Origin of the sequence: Citrobacter sp. CK188 (assembly GCF_030333525.1) — a bacterium.
Classification (GTDB): domain Bacteria; phylum Pseudomonadota; class Gammaproteobacteria; order Enterobacterales; family Enterobacteriaceae; genus Citrobacter_B; species Citrobacter_B koseri.
Genome location: NZ_JAOWFU010000029.1, coordinates 1,094,162 through 1,108,139 on the forward strand (window position 1 = coordinate 1,094,162; position 13,978 = coordinate 1,108,139).

Here is a 13,978-nt window from a genome sequence, read left to right on the forward strand (position 1 = left end):
CGCGTGGACAAGTCAACGTGTATTGTGTAGGAGTCATTATGCGCCGTACCTCAACAACATCGCTGCAATTTATTACCGTTTTGTATGCCTCTGGTCGTCGTCATACACCCCCTTCGGGCGATCGTGCTCCTGCATATTTTGTCGATCTGAATCTTGATAAAATCGTCGATCGCATTGTTCAGGGGCGGGAAGAGTACGGCATCAGCGCTTTCTTTTATTCACCGCTCGAATGTCTGGAGGATATCCTCTATCGACAGGAAATTATTCAGGATGTGACAATACACGCGCTCTATAAGGCGCTAATGACATATTCCGCAGAGATGAAGAATATCAGGGAGATTTCAGAAGAAAAAACAAACCGGTTTTACTTCTATCAACAGCGGCGCTGGGAGCTTGAGTGCATTTTGTTGTATTGCCAGGCCGTTACGGTGCTGTATGAGCGTATAGCGCCGCTGTCTTTGTCTTCCGACGGTATGATTAATTTCAGGCATTATCTTCGTCAGTATATCGAGAGTGAAAATTTTACCGGGTTATATTCAACCGCCACTATGATAAGAAAAAGTCTGGAGGCGGTTCAGTACGGCCTGAAAATTAAAGGTGACGCCATTATTGTTGAACGGTATCACCAGGAGAAAAACTATAGCGATGAGATCCTCGATGTGTTCTCAAAATTTAAGCAGCATGATGTGAATGTCGAGGTGGAAAGTAGACATCACAGCTTCGGGATGAACCATATTGAAGCACAAGTTCTGGATTGTGTTGCCAGACTATTTCCCGCCGAGTTTCATCAACTTGATGTGTTTATAGATGCCAACAGGCGCTACAGAGATAACACGCTGGATCTTTTTGAACGTGAAGTGCAGTTTTATCTGGCTGTTGTGGAATACATTGAAAAATTTCGGCAGAAAGGGCTGCCGTTTTGTATCCCGGAGATACAACGAGATAAAAAAGCTATTTCGGCTGTTGCGGCTTTCGATCTCGCGCTTGCAGAGGTCATCCTTGAGAAAAAGGAGAAGGTTGTCTGCAATGATTTCAGCTTCCAGAAGCATGAACGTATTTTCGTCATATCGGGCCCCAACCAGGGCGGGAAAACCACCTTTGCCCGCATGATAGGGCAACTGCATTTTCTTGCCTTGCTGGGCATTTATGTCCCTGCCAGGCAGGCAAAGCTCTTTCTGACAGACACTATTTTTACGCATTTTGAGAAAAGCGAAAATATTTATAACCTCCGGGGAAAACTGTATGACGACCTGGTGAGAATAAAAGCGATCCTTGATGCTGCCACATCACACAGTTTGATTATCATGAATGAGATTTTTACGTCAACCACATCGCGGGACGCCATTTATCTGGGAACGCGGGTAATCAAGAAAATAGTCATGCTCGATGCGCTTTGTGTCTGTGTAACGTTTATCGACGAGCTTACGGCATTAGACCCGTCCATCGTCAGCTTAATGAGTACGGTTGAGCATAATAATGCGGCATTAAGAACCTATAAAATCACCAGGAAACCGGCCGATGGTATCGCATGGTCAACGACGCTGGTGATAAAGCATGGGCTGACATATGAGCAGATAAAAAAGAGGTTAAACGGATGAACGCGTATCTGATGTATAAAGATAACGATTTTATCGTTGACGATAATATTCCAGAGAACATCAAATTTGCCATGAAAGATCTGGAGCTGGCGGTGTTGTTTCATGCGTTGTCTGATGGGGATGATTTTCTTTATTCCGTCGTCAGGAAGGCATGTTCTGTGCTGCTATCGGGCATTCCTGACATTGAGTACAGGCAGGCTATTCTGCGGGATTGCCTGTATAACGAGGACGTTATCAGAACATTCTATAACGTGGTGGTTGAATGTCTGCAAATGGAAAAGGAGAAACTTCACTACGGCGTTTTTGGTCATTATCCTTCCGCTGTGCTGCATCAGTCTCTCTCGTTTACCCAATTTCTGATGACCTATTTACAGAAAATAAAAATTATCGCACAAGAAAATATCCATCACGTTGAATCTCCGGGGATGGTTCGTCTTTTCTCGATGCTTGTTCAGGAGTTAAACGATGATTATATGAGCACTATTGAAAGACATCTGAAGCAGATGACTTTCAAAAAAGGCGTATTAATCAGCGCACGATTAGGGCAGGGTAATCAGGGCAAAGACTATGTACTCAGGCGGCCCAATCCCCCGCAAAAAGGATGGTTCCGGCGTCTTTGGACAAAAAGGCCAGCGCATTACACCGTACAGCTAGCCGCGCGTGATGAAAATGGCTTCAGGACATTAAGCGACTTAAAGGATGAAGGGCTCGTATTGATCGCCAACGCAATGGCGCAATCCACCGCGCATTTGCTTAATTTTCTAAAGTCACTGCGCACTGAATTAGGATTTTATATTTCATGCCTTAATCTTGCGCAGGCCTTAAACAAACGCAATATTCCACTGTGCTTTCCTGTCCCGATATATCAAAGAGAACGCCATCATGTGTTTGAGGCACTCTTTGATCCCTGCCTTGCACTGACATCGGATCGGGAAATCGTTAGCAACACATTAAGAACAGATAATAAAAATACTTTTATCATCACTGGCGCAAACCAGGGAGGGAAATCCACGTTTTTACGCAGTATCGGGCTGGCGCAGATAATGATGCAGACGGGGATGTTCGTTTCTGCTGAATGTTATAGCGCAGATCTTTGTCGGCAGATATTCACGCATTACAAATGTGAAGAAGACAGCCATATGGTCAGCGGAAAGCTGGATGAAGAGCTCCGACGAATGAGTGATATTGTTGATGCTCTACAACGTGATGACCTGGTGCTGTTTAATGAATCGTTCTCTGCAACAAACAGTCGGGAAGGGGCCGAAATCATCAGAGGCGTGGTAACCGCACTGGCAGAAAGCAACGTGAAGCTCTTTTTTGTTACGCATACTGCGGAATTTGCATGTTCGTTTTATCAGGAGGATCGCCAGGACACGGTATACTTGTGCGCCGAACGACGCGACGATGGAGAAAGGACATACAAAATAGCAGAAGGCGTGCCTCTGGATATCAGTTATGGCGAAGATCTGTACCGGGATGTTTTTGATGCCTCTCCCGTATACCGGAATACGGGAGAGGTTTCAGAGCGTTAACCTTTTCTGAAGGCAGATTTACCGGCGAAAACGGCGGCATCGCCAAGTTCATCTTCAATACGCATTAGCTGATTGTATTTCTCGATGCGTTCTCCACGACTTGGCGCTCCCGTTTTGAGGTGTCCGGCGCGTAAGCCTACCGTCATATCAGCAATGAAACTGTCTATTGTTTCTCCGCTACGGTGTGAGATAAAGCTGCCCCAGTGATGATCATGACACAATTGAACCGCTTCGATTGTCTCGCTTAACGTACCAATCTGGTTCAATTTGATCAGCGCGGCATTCGCCAGATTTTCATCAATTCCTCGCTGGATATATTTCACGTTAGTCACAAAAAGATCGTCACCCACCAGTTCAATCTTATTGCCAAGCGTATCGCTCAGAATTCGCCAGCCAGCCCAGTCATCTTCGGCCAGGCCATCTTCGATCAGAACAATGGGGAATTCGTTGACCAGCCGCTCATAATAGCGCGTCATCTCTTCCGCACCGAATTGCGCATTTTCGCTGCGCAGGGTGTATTTTCCGTCTGAATAAAATTCGCTGGATGCAGGGTCCATGCAAATAACAATATCCTCGCCGGGTTTATAACCGGCTTTTTCGATCGCTTCGACAATCAATTCCAGCGGTTGCCGGTTTGACGAGACGGCTGGCGCGAATCCACCTTCATCGCCCACGCCAGTAGACAAGCCTTTCTCCAGTAAGACCTGACGTAAATTCTGATACACCTCGCTACCCCAGCGAATGGCTTCCCGAACAGAGCTTGCGCCCCAGGGGGCAATCATGAACTCCTGAAAATCGGCGCCTTGCCAGCGAGCGTGAACGCCGCCATTGATGATATTCATACAAGGAACCGGGAGGAGGTTAGCGCCAACGCCGCCGAGGTAACGATACAGCGGAATGTTTGATAGCTGCGCGGCCAGACGCGCCACGGCAAGCGATACCCCGAGAATAGCATTGGCCCCGAGACGACTTTTATTTTCCGTACCATCAAGAGTTATCAGGCGGTTATCGATATCTTTCTGGCGGCGGACATCATATCCCCGCAGCGCATTATCAATCTCAGTATTGATACTCTGAACCGCGCCCAATACACCTTTGCCGCCAAAACGCGACTTATCTCCATCACGGCGCTCAATGGCTTCGCGTGAACCGGTACTGGCACCGGAAGGGACTGACGCGCGCGCAACACCGCCGCCGATGGCGGAGACTTCGACTTCAACGGTCGGATTACCTCGGGAGTCCAGAATTTCTCTTGCGATCACACGTTCAATTTCATAGCTCATAGAAATGACCTTATTTTATGGAGTGGATATATGTTTAATGAGCACATCAACCGAGAGATGATTGATGAACTCAAAAGAGAACGAGGAAAAAACCCCAAACAGGCGATTCTTATGACCCAGCATGACCAGGTCGATATCCTCATGTTGGATAACCGCTTCAACATCTTTGAAACGTTGAATGCTGATAATTGATTTCACTTGCACATGAATACTGCTGGATTCCGCCAGGCGACTGAGCATCGCTTTGGCCTCGATCACTTCATGTGATTGTCGATCCCGGGTTAAAGCATCACTCGTGTAATCCAGCTCCCGGTAATCAGAACTGATATGCCCGAGGGTGATCTGAGTCCCCATTTCTTTTGCCAGACGTTCAGCATGGTGCAGCAACAGCACACCATCGATTTCATTCTGGACCAGTAATAATGCGTGTTTGTACATATGCATACGCCACCTCTCAAGTAATGAGAAACGTTCAGCATCGCAAATGAACAATGTGTTGCAGACGGGCCGATGGACATAACAAGAGCCGGTGAGCGCTACGTTGTTACTGATGTTGTGATAGTCAAAGGCATGGATAACATCTTTCTTTTCAAAAAGATGAGATTCAGGAAGTAATGAAGTGGTTGTTTTACTATTCATAGCGATACCCGACATACATGCCTAAGAAAAACAGCAACAGTTGTATATCAGGCGTCATCATCCGATTCGAGCGAACCGGCGGTTGGGAAAGGTGGAACACCATCACCTTGTGAACTAAGCGTATAGCAGGTTCAGGCGGAAATCAATGAGAAGTAAATCTGTTGCGCATGGATCGCGAAGAAGGAGAGGGTAGTCAACGAAATCTGCGGCGGAAATAACGCAATAAAAATTATAACTTAGTACGATTTTGACTTTAACAATTCCATAAGTCGTTTAATTATAGACAATTATTGTATCTACAAGTCTTCGAGTGTGCTTATGAAAGAGATCTGTTCCGCAGATTCGTCAACATTTAAACATGTGCGTTTTGTTCTCACAGACATGGATGAAACGCTGACTTACAAGGGGCGCCTTGCGGCTGAAACCTATCTGGCGCTGGAACGGTTGCAGAACGCGGGAGTAAAAGTGATACCGGTCACAGCCGCGCCCGCAGGCTGGTGCGACCAGATGGCACGGATGTGGCCAGTTGATGGCGTCATTGGTGAAAATGGCGGTGTGTTTTTCAGAAGGCGAAATGACGGTCATGGCATTGAGCGTTTCTTCTGGCACGGCACAGAAAAATATCCTGACGTCGCTGAGCGCCTGACGCAAATTGGGGAACAGATAAAAAGGGAAATTCCTGCCGCTCATTTTGCCGACGATCAACCTTTCAGGATGACGTCCATTGCCTTTGCTAAACCGTCAGAAGCCCATCAGTGTTCATTAATACTTAACGCATTGACGCAAGCAGGCGCTACAACCACCGTAAACAATCTCTGGATTCTTGGCTGGTCTGGAGAATATGACAAGTTATCTATGGCCCGACGAGTGCTCAGGGATTTTTACGATCTCGACATTGATGCCGAACGTTCTGCCGTATTGTATAGCGGCGACTCGACGAATGATGCGCCGATGTTTTCATTCTTTGAACATACGGTTGGAGTGAGCACGGTATCAGATTACCTTGATCAAATCCCGAAACCTCCGCAGTGGATTACCCGTGGCCCGGGAGGTGCTGGTTTTGTGGAAATTGCAGATGCGGTAATTGCCGCCAGATAGTGAGAAACGCAGATCCCATTGGCTTATCCGGTCACAGTGGCCGGGTTTTTAATGCGTGCGCTACATGAAATCTGACGCAGGATAACCGCCAACAGTTTGCAGAATTCACACAGGACACGATGGAAGGCATGCAGAAAAAGGCGAGGGATGCATTATGAGTCAAGGGAGTAAGCCTGTATTGGGCGTCATAAATTCAATTTAACATAATATACATTATGCGTACTAAAGAGGATAAAGGGAGAATCTGTGGTTTTGTAGTCATCCTTGCTTGTGCTGGCCGCTATAGTCTCTGAAGCACTTTCTCCAGCACGACTCCGTTGATTCTGGGGCTCTGTTTCACATCTCCGGCACTTCCCGCGATGTCTAAATACATTTTCCAAATACATGTAACACGCTTTTTTTGCTTAGGCGTTGTGAATTCCTCATCCGCAAGATGCTGCATCCCCAGGGATTCATAAAACCGACGCCCGCTGTCGTTACCCTTAAGAACCTGCAACCAGAAAAAATGCTGCTCCTTATGCCTTGCTATCTCGATAGCTTTTTCGAAAAGAATTCGGCCATATCCTTTACCGGTTTCTCCGGGTGCAAAATACAGTTTGTTTAAGAGCGCTCCTGAGTGATTACCACCGCTAACTGGACGGTCCCAGCTTATCTTTGCAAAACCTACTGGCTTATCGCTTTCCGCAATGAGCCAGGTGACTGACGGATCATTTAAACTATTTTCAAGTTGGTCCGGCGCGTACTCACTGTCAATAAATTGTCGAAGCTCTACAGGGCAATCCCATAACTCTTTGAAATGATGGTAATAACTTGACTTCCCCAACGTTTGCAATATCGGGGTATCGGCAGGTACAGCATAACGTATGGTCAAGTTCATACACTCTCCTGAAACGGCTTAAATTTAAGTTAACGCACAACATAATGCTGAATATGATATTTATCACAAAGCGCTCAGAAGTGCTGTAGCAAGATTAAAATATGCTATGGTTAATATATAATGTTTTCATCGGGTACATCCATCAGTTGTTGTTAACATACTAAGGAACCTGTCGCTTACTCACATAAACATACCGATATTACTCGTTTAAATCCTTGTCGTTATTATTTTAAGGAGAAGAGTATGAAAGAGCTTAATATCTTCGGTCAATATGTAGGCAGACATCTTGAGGGTAACCTTGATTTTATTTTACCTGACACGCGCCAGTTGTCAGGCCGTTATTGTCACTTACAACCCCTTGCGACTTACCACTGTGATGATCTTTATCAGGGCTGGCATAGCATAGAAGACCCACGGGACTGGACTTATCTTCCTGATGAACGCCCCGAGACAAGGCAAGCAACCTTTGACTATATCAAACGCATCATCAGTCAGGGCGGAATTTCATATTATGCCATAATAGAAAATAAATCTGCGAAAGCCCGAGGCACCCTCGCCCTTTTTAATATAGACAAGAATAATGGCGTTGCGGAAATCGGATATGTACATCTCACGCCAGCGATAAAACGCACCTTTTTAAGCACGGAAGCAATTTATCTTTTACTGATGTATGTTTTTGATGTTCTTAAATATCGTCGTTGTGAGTGGCAAACAGACACGCTTAATCATGCTGGAATGAATGCTGCTGAAAGAATTGGGTTTCGGAAAGAAGGAATCTTACGTGATAAGCAAATCATAAAATCAAGGAGCGTGGATATCGCAACATATTCAATTATTAGCGCCGAGTGGCCGAAGATATCCAGTGCGATATCTGTCTGGCTAAGAACGGAAAATCTCGACGAGCGCGGACATCAGATTCACCCTTTACGGCACTACCTGGCGGAGCCTGAAGTGTAATCTGGAATACGGGGCCGTGACGACGGCCCATGCTTTTATTTATCCCATAAGCATTCAAGTTTTAAACACTCAGCGCCTTTGTATAAGCATTCATCATAAATACGGTAGCCCACATGCTCAGCAACACGAATGGACGGAATGTTATTCTTTGCGATAAGACAAATTGTCTTCGAAGGTGAAAACGAATGGACAAACCACTGATGCGCAGCGACGGCGGCTTCCTTTGCTACGCCAGCCCCCTGAGCTGAACGTGAAATAACCCATGATGCCTCGACACAGTTCTCAAAGTTTTCATCAATGCCACGATGAAAATTAGCCAGCCCTGTTTCGCCTAAAAACGTGCCGTCAGACTTTTGAAAAATAGAAAATATACCGTAACCAAAAACAGACCAATGCCCAATGTTTCTCAACAGACGGTTCCACGCCTCTTCCGGCGTAAAGCCTGGGGCATTAACCAGATGAAATATTTTAGGGTCTGAATACATCGGATACCATACATCATAATCTGTGATGACTTGAGGGCGCAGAATGAATCTTTCCGTGACGATAGCAGACATTATTTTCCACTCATTATGCTTACGTTGCTTCTATTGTAACTGAGTTATCCACTCATTCCGTCCAAAACTTTCTGTGGATAACGCGTTGGCGTTAATCCCGTGTGTTGACGGAAAAACGCAACAAATGCGCTGTCGCTGGCAAATTCCAATAGACAGATAGACACGGTTTTCCAGCCATTGAGATATCTGTTTAGCCTCCGTTGTAACACAGATCCCGCTTTGTCATTATGATCCTGCGTCTGTTCTCCTTTCTGCCATTCATCACTGGTTGAGTGTGGGATCATCTGATAGTGTCGGCAAATGAATATTTAACGGAAATGACGATGAGCAAAGTCTATACTGGCGGCTGTCTGTGCGGTTTTATCCGTTTTTCGGCAGTAGCGCCGAAAAATCCACATACCTGTTCCTGCTCGATTTGCCAAAAACATACAGGTGCATATTCAGTCAGTTGGGTCGAGTTCGACGCTCAGGATGTGACGTGGACAGGACAAGGAGACAAGCCTGCGGTCTGGCGCTCTTCGGATATCTCCAGTCGGGCATTTTGTTCTCACTGCGGAAGTTCAGTAGGCGCAATTGATGATGCGCCTACCGTTGCGTTGTTAACTGGCGTATTTGACGAGCCTCAGGATGAAGATCTTCATGCGCATTAAGCACATCGCCCTCACCCTGTCTGCCTGTTTCTCCAGCTCTCCCTTTTCTGCCTGACGGGTAAACGCACGGAAGTTTCAGACAGCGATTAATTTCCCCCTCAAAAGTATGTTGTAACTAAATAACATGAAAACAAAACCCGGCAGTAGCCGGGTCAGATGATTAGCACAGCGGTTTTACCGCTTCACGCATCCCTTTCGTCAGGATTGCGTCCAGGTCGGTCGTGACCTGTTCGACCAGACCTGCAACGTGCGTCAGGTCCTGCTCCCAATGCGCGTCCGCGGCCAGCACGGCATGAACCAAATCCTGTGTGCTGATAAGACCGTCGCTATGTTGATGCCACAACTGTTGATAGCGCTCAATCCAGTGCGCATCATCCTGGAGCGGATACGTCTCGCCGCGACGTTCACCACGATAAAATGCGATCAGCGCCGCAAGCGCAAACGTCAGGCGCGCCGGTAAAACGCCGCTGACCTGCTGCCTTGCCAGTAGCTGCGGTAAAATACGGGTGCGAAATTTAGTCATGCCATTTAACGCAATCGACAACAACTGGTGTTTAATATACGGATTCTGGAAACGCCCCGTCACCGCACTGGCGAACGACATTAGCTCGTCGCGAGGTAAATCCAGCACCGGAATAATCTCTTCATAGATGGCTTTTTCAACAAAGGCGCAAATGTCGCGGTCATTCATGGCTTCACCAACGGTATCCAGCCCGGCCTGGAACGCAACGGGCACCAGCGCCGTATGCGCACCATTCAGGATCGCGACCTTACGCTCTTTGTACGGCTTGATGTCATCAACAATCAGCACGTTGAGCGGATACTTATCAAGACGCAGCTCAGACGCTACCTTTTTTGGCCCCTGAATCACAAACAGATAAAAATGCTCCGCAGTATCGAGAAAAGCATCGTGATAGCCAAGTTCCGCTTCAAGTTGCGTCACTTCATCACGCGGATATCCGGTCACAATCCGGTCAACCAGCGTGGAACAAAAGGTGTTCGCCTGATCCAGCCACTGCACAAACGCAGCGGACAAGTTCCACTCCTGAGCGTAACGCAGTACCAGCTCGCGCAACGCCTCGCCATTGTAATCAATCAGTTCACAAGGAATGATAATCCAGCCTTTATCAAGCGCGCCGTCAAAACAGGTATAACGTTCAAACAGCAGCCGCGTCAGCTTCGCGGGGTAGCTGACCGCGGGCGCGTCATCAAATGCGTCACCGGCATGGTAGCTAATACCGGCTTCTGTGGTATTAGAGAAAACAAAACGCATGTCCGGGTTATGCGCCAGTTTCAGGAATTCATCGTAATCATCATAGACACTGATTTCACGGTTAACAGAACGGATCAAACGCGCGTCGCTAACCGCCTCGCCCTTTTCATTCAAACCACGAATAATCGTGGTATAGAGCCCGTCCTGGGTACTCAATGACGGCGGAAACGTGCTTTCGATAGGGCGAACAATGACCACTCCGGCGTTCAAATCGGTATGTTCATTCAGCAGATCAACTTGCCAGTCAACAAAGGCGCGCAGGAAGTTTCCCTCACCAAACTGAATGATGCGCTCAGGATAGCTGGCACCGGGAAAATCGCGACGGTTTAGAGTTTTCACAATGGGTTCCCTTCTTAATTAGTCATACAACCTGTTTGAATTGGTAGAACAGGTTAGCAAACTTTATGATATTGAAACCCTGTTTTGATCAAGTAGTCACGATTAATCAAAACTGTTTTATGCTTTAACATCTCTCACGACGCGGAGATTTACGGCTGATTCATCTGGATAACCAGCCAGTGGTGAATGACGGCAACAACATACTGCTGCTGTTCTTCACTCAGCGGTTCTCCCTGGGGAATGTTGTGCCATTTCGCCAGACAACCACGGCAGCAGGTCGCCGTCGCGTGTTGGGCAATAAATACGGGGTGGCCGCGCATCGGCGTTTGTTTACCATCGTTGCGCGAAAAAGCCGGGGCCAGCCGCTTAGCAATAAACTCGGCGGCATGTTGATCAATAACCTGCGCGCCTTTATCCCAGCAATACTGCCTTTCTTTTGCGCCAAGACGAAACCGCGCGCGAAATGGCGAGCGTGACAGGCGAGAAAAAAGTGGATCAAGCGCGTTCATCAGTAAACCGAACGACCTAATTGTTGGGTGAGTTGTTCAAGTACCGCAATACCCGCCAGGGAGTTGCCCGCCGGGTCCAGTTCAGGGCTCCATACCGCAATCGCCATTTCGTGCGGGACAATCGCCACAATCCCGCCGCCAACGCCTGACTTGGCAGGTAATCCTACTCGCCAGGCAAATTCGCCTGCGTTCTGGTACATTCCACTGGTCGCCATCAGCGCGTTGATTTGTCGGGCCTGCATCGGCGTGACAACTGGTTCATCAAGGTGAAACGCCTGCCCCTGTCTGGCCAGAAAAACAAATGTACGCGCCAGTTCTGCACAGCTCATTTTCAACGCGCAGTAGTGAAAGTAATTTTGCAAAACGGTAGTGACATCATGCTGGAAATTACCAAATGACTTCATCAGCCAGGCAATAGCAGCATTGCGTGCGGAGTGCTCAAATTCAGAACGGGCAACCGTGACGTCATACGCAATATCCGACACGCCACTAAGCGCCCGGACCACTTCCAGCATACGCTGGCGTGGCGCGCTCAGTCGCCCTTGCAGCATATCGCAGACCACCAGCGCGCCGGCATTAATGAACGGGTTACGCGGTATCCCTTGCTCCAGTTCCAGTTGCACCAGTGAATTGAATGGCGACCCGGAGGGATCTTTTCCGACACGTTGCCAGATTTCCTCTTCCGGGTAGTGACGCATCGCCACCACCAGACTCAGCACCTTTGATATGGATTGTATTGAGAAGCGCTCCTGCGCATCGCCAGCCTGATAGTATTGCCCGTCAACGGTGCAAATGGCGATCCCCAGTTTTGACCCATCGACAGAAGCCAGCGCAGGGATGTAATCAGCCACTTTCCCCTGTCCAATCAACGGGCGCACCTGCTGAAGGATGGTCTCTAAAATTGAATTGTCCATGGCCCTGGCCACAATGTGCTCCTTGCTCGCAGGTCTGAAAAGGCCTGCGAGTATAACAGAGCTGAATGTGCGGCGTCAGGCAGAAAGACGAAATCGCGCCACCGCGTTCAGAAGCTGATGAGATTCATGATGCAGTTGCAGCGATGACGCCGATGCGGTATTCACCAGGCTACTGGTCTCTTGCGCCGCACGGTTAAGCGCCTGTAGCTGCCCCGTCATCTGGTGGATGCTGTCTCCCTGGCTTAACGTGGCGCCAGAGATGTCATTCAACAGTATGCCCAGATTGTCTACTAACGAAATCACCTGCTGTAAATTTTCTTCCAGCCGGTTAACTGCATGTGAACCCTCCTCGATTCCCTGCAAGGAGTGGTGGATAAGTTCCTGTATGTTCTGCGTGGACTGACTGCTTTTACGGGCCAGCAGCCCCACTTCTTTTGCCACCACGGCAAATCCGCGACCTTGTTCTCCGGCATGAGCCGCTTCGATAGCCGCGTTCAGCGCCAGGATATTGGTCTGGAACGCAACGCTGTCAATCAGAGAGATGATCCCGCGCATTTCTGACGATCGCTCAACAATCGCCTGCATCGAACGGTTAACGGTCTCCATCATACGATCGCCGCCAGCCGCTACCTGACGAGCCTCGGCTGCACGTTGATTAGCCAGTCTGGCAAAGCCGCTATTGTCCTCGACATGCGTTTCCAGAAACGAGATATGCGAGGTGACACTACTTAACTCTTCGCTCTGTTTCGCCGATTGCTGATAAAGCTGTTTGTTGCTCTGCGCAAGCTGATCGATGTTGCCGACCATTGCGGTGGTGGCATCGCTCACCTGCTGCACCAGCTGCCTCAGCCCCTGTTGCATCGCATCAATGCGTGAACTGAGTTGCGCGACCTCGCGGTTAAACCCGCTCACCTTCGGCATCGGTTCGGACAGATCGCCTGCGGCCAGAATATTAATATGGGCGATCAGGCGGCGCAGCGGAGAAATAACCCAACGAGACATGCCGCTCCAGACCAGCAGGGCAATCACCACCAGCACAAACGGGATGAACAAAAAGAGGTGCTGCAACCCTTCCAGGCTGGCAATCAGCTGCTGCCTGCCACCCTCTGTCTGACGCCCGCTCTCTTGCTGAAAGCGGGCATAGTTTTCATTGAAATCTGTCTGAAACGCCTGAACAGGAACTGCAAAGAACGCGTCGATGGCGTGAGTCTGGCTCAGACCATCCGCCTGTTCCTGAATACCGCTATAAAAACGCTGATAACTCTCAATCAGGCCGTTGTCTTTATGAGGGGCCATTGCAAGCCAGGCATCCCAGGCCGTTTTTGACTGTACCAGCGCCTGCTGAGCTTCATCCATCAACGGGCGCCAGCTGCCTTCTGATCCCGTTGCGGCATCCTGCATAAAGTAAACGCCCGCCCGGTTCAGCAGATCGCTTGCGGACAACAGCGCTACCCTCGCCTCATCCACCTTCGTTTGTTGCAGCAGTGCCTGCTGGTTACGTTGTTCGTTACGCTGAGCGTCTCGCACGGAAAACGACAGCATCAGGGATGACGCAACCTGCAAAATAGAAAACAGCGCGATAATGCAAAATATTCCCGTTAACAGACCAAACTGGCGGGGAGTGAAACGACGAATTAAGCCTCGAAAAATTTGCGTTAAGTTCATGATATTCTTCTGTATCAATGCGTTATGCGCGAGTGTACGGAGAGAAAATGACAGAACTATTGCAGTAATGTGACATGGCGCCTCAAG

At 48.4% G+C, this 13,978-nt stretch carries 13 protein-coding genes and 1 riboswitch; of the genes, 5 read left to right on the forward strand and 8 right to left on the reverse strand.

Annotated features, from left to right (window positions below; genetic code table 11):
- Nucleotides 1-38: 38 nt before the first annotated feature.
- Both OGV67_RS10600 and OGV67_RS10605 read left to right on the forward strand, forming a co-directional pair.
- Entirely contained in the window at nucleotides 39-1,598 is a 1,560-nt protein-coding gene (locus tag OGV67_RS10600; protein WP_286465495.1) for a MutS-related protein, read from the forward strand.
- The gene (locus OGV67_RS10605) at nucleotides 1,595-3,130 is read left to right on the forward strand and encodes a MutS-related protein (protein ID WP_115614795.1); all 1,536 of its coding nucleotides are present in this window, start codon (nucleotides 1,595-1,597) and stop codon (nucleotides 3,128-3,130) included. Before OGV67_RS10600 ends, OGV67_RS10605 begins: the two co-directional genes overlap by 4 nt.
- On the opposite strand, the gene eno is transcribed toward OGV67_RS10605, so the two are convergent.
- Both eno and OGV67_RS10615 read right to left on the reverse strand, forming a co-directional pair.
- Entirely contained in the window at nucleotides 3,127-4,413 is a 1,287-nt protein-coding gene (eno, locus tag OGV67_RS10610; protein WP_115614796.1) for a phosphopyruvate hydratase, read from the reverse strand. The two genes, OGV67_RS10605 and eno, sit on opposite strands and share 4 nt — an antisense overlap.
- 15 nt (nucleotides 4,414-4,428) lie before the next feature.
- Nucleotides 4,429-4,857, reverse strand: coding sequence for a universal stress protein (locus OGV67_RS10615; protein ID WP_012132409.1), 429 nt, complete (start codon nucleotides 4,855-4,857; stop codon nucleotides 4,429-4,431).
- Between the two features lie 236 nt (nucleotides 4,858-5,093).
- Nucleotides 5,094-5,168: riboswitch (Fluoride riboswitch) on the reverse strand.
- A 202-nt stretch (nucleotides 5,169-5,370) separates the two neighbouring features.
- On the opposite strand from OGV67_RS10615, the gene OGV67_RS10620 reads away from it, so the two are divergent.
- Nucleotides 5,371-6,150, forward strand: coding sequence for an HAD-IIB family hydrolase (locus tag OGV67_RS10620; protein WP_047463680.1), 780 nt, complete (start codon nucleotides 5,371-5,373; stop codon nucleotides 6,148-6,150).
- A gap of 280 nt (nucleotides 6,151-6,430) precedes the next feature.
- On the opposite strand, the gene OGV67_RS10625 is transcribed toward OGV67_RS10620, so the two are convergent.
- The gene (locus tag OGV67_RS10625) at nucleotides 6,431-7,027 is read right to left on the reverse strand and encodes a GNAT family N-acetyltransferase (RefSeq protein ID WP_115614797.1); all 597 of its coding nucleotides are present in this window, start codon (nucleotides 7,025-7,027) and stop codon (nucleotides 6,431-6,433) included.
- A gap of 243 nt (nucleotides 7,028-7,270) precedes the next feature.
- Here OGV67_RS10625 and OGV67_RS10630 point away from each other — a divergent pair, with 243 nt between their 5' ends.
- Nucleotides 7,271-7,984, forward strand: coding sequence for a GNAT family N-acetyltransferase (locus OGV67_RS10630; RefSeq protein WP_012132412.1), 714 nt, complete (start codon nucleotides 7,271-7,273; stop codon nucleotides 7,982-7,984).
- Nucleotides 7,985-8,019: 35 nt separating this feature from the next.
- Here OGV67_RS10630 and OGV67_RS10635 read toward each other — a convergent pair whose 3' ends face one another.
- Nucleotides 8,020-8,541, reverse strand: coding sequence for a GNAT family N-acetyltransferase (locus OGV67_RS10635; protein ID WP_115609309.1), 522 nt, complete (start codon nucleotides 8,539-8,541; stop codon nucleotides 8,020-8,022).
- Between the two features lie 323 nt (nucleotides 8,542-8,864).
- Here OGV67_RS10635 and OGV67_RS10640 point away from each other — a divergent pair, with 323 nt between their 5' ends.
- Nucleotides 8,865-9,191, forward strand: a complete 327-nt coding sequence (locus OGV67_RS10640; RefSeq protein WP_024130336.1) for a GFA family protein — start codon at nucleotides 8,865-8,867, stop codon at nucleotides 9,189-9,191.
- A 160-nt stretch (nucleotides 9,192-9,351) separates the two neighbouring features.
- Here the strand turns inward: OGV67_RS10640 and OGV67_RS10645 are convergent, their stop codons facing one another.
- The 4 genes from OGV67_RS10645 to OGV67_RS10660 all read right to left on the reverse strand — a co-directional run bounded on the left by OGV67_RS10645 (nucleotide 9,352) and on the right by OGV67_RS10660 (nucleotide 13,891).
- Nucleotides 9,352-10,803: a tagaturonate reductase gene (locus OGV67_RS10645; protein ID WP_115614798.1), complete on the reverse strand. Its 1,452-nt coding sequence runs from the start codon at nucleotides 10,801-10,803 to the stop codon at nucleotides 9,352-9,354.
- 149 nt (nucleotides 10,804-10,952) lie between these two features.
- A complete protein-coding gene (locus OGV67_RS10650; RefSeq protein WP_115614799.1) occupies nucleotides 10,953-11,312 on the reverse strand; it encodes a DUF4186 domain-containing protein in 360 nt (119 codons plus the stop codon).
- Nucleotides 11,312-12,238, reverse strand: coding sequence for a glutaminase B (glsB, locus tag OGV67_RS10655; protein WP_104868674.1), 927 nt, complete (start codon nucleotides 12,236-12,238; stop codon nucleotides 11,312-11,314). Before glsB ends, OGV67_RS10650 begins: the two co-directional genes overlap by 1 nt.
- A gap of 63 nt (nucleotides 12,239-12,301) precedes the next feature.
- The gene (locus tag OGV67_RS10660; RefSeq protein WP_115614800.1) at nucleotides 12,302-13,891 is read right to left on the reverse strand and encodes a methyl-accepting chemotaxis protein; all 1,590 of its coding nucleotides are present in this window, start codon (nucleotides 13,889-13,891) and stop codon (nucleotides 12,302-12,304) included.
- Between the last annotated feature and the right edge of the window lie 87 nt (nucleotides 13,892-13,978).

Bases quoted from the DNA above. Each gene is read 5' to 3' on its own strand.
- OGV67_RS10600 (WP_286465495.1), top strand. From the start codon at position 39: ATGCGCCGTACCTCAACAACATCGCTGCAATTTATTACCGTTTTGTAT.
- OGV67_RS10605 (WP_115614795.1), top strand. From the start codon at position 1,595: ATGAACGCGTATCTGATGTATAAAGATAACGATTTTATCGTTGACGAT.
- eno (WP_115614796.1), bottom strand. From the start codon at position 4,413: ATGAGCTATGAAATTGAACGTGTGATCGCAAGAGAAATTCTGGACTCC.
- OGV67_RS10615 (WP_012132409.1), bottom strand. From the start codon at position 4,857: ATGCATATGTACAAACACGCATTATTACTGGTCCAGAATGAAATCGAT.
- OGV67_RS10620 (WP_047463680.1), top strand. From the start codon at position 5,371: ATGAAAGAGATCTGTTCCGCAGATTCGTCAACATTTAAACATGTGCGT.
- OGV67_RS10625 (WP_115614797.1), bottom strand. From the start codon at position 7,027: ATGAACTTGACCATACGTTATGCTGTACCTGCCGATACCCCGATATTG.
- OGV67_RS10630 (WP_012132412.1), top strand. From the start codon at position 7,271: ATGAAAGAGCTTAATATCTTCGGTCAATATGTAGGCAGACATCTTGAG.
- OGV67_RS10635 (WP_115609309.1), bottom strand. From the start codon at position 8,541: ATGTCTGCTATCGTCACGGAAAGATTCATTCTGCGCCCTCAAGTCATC.
- OGV67_RS10640 (WP_024130336.1), top strand. From the start codon at position 8,865: ATGAGCAAAGTCTATACTGGCGGCTGTCTGTGCGGTTTTATCCGTTTT.
- OGV67_RS10650 (WP_115614799.1), bottom strand. From the start codon at position 11,312: ATGAACGCGCTTGATCCACTTTTTTCTCGCCTGTCACGCTCGCCATTT.
- OGV67_RS10660 (WP_115614800.1), bottom strand. From the start codon at position 13,891: ATGAACTTAACGCAAATTTTTCGAGGCTTAATTCGTCGTTTCACTCCC.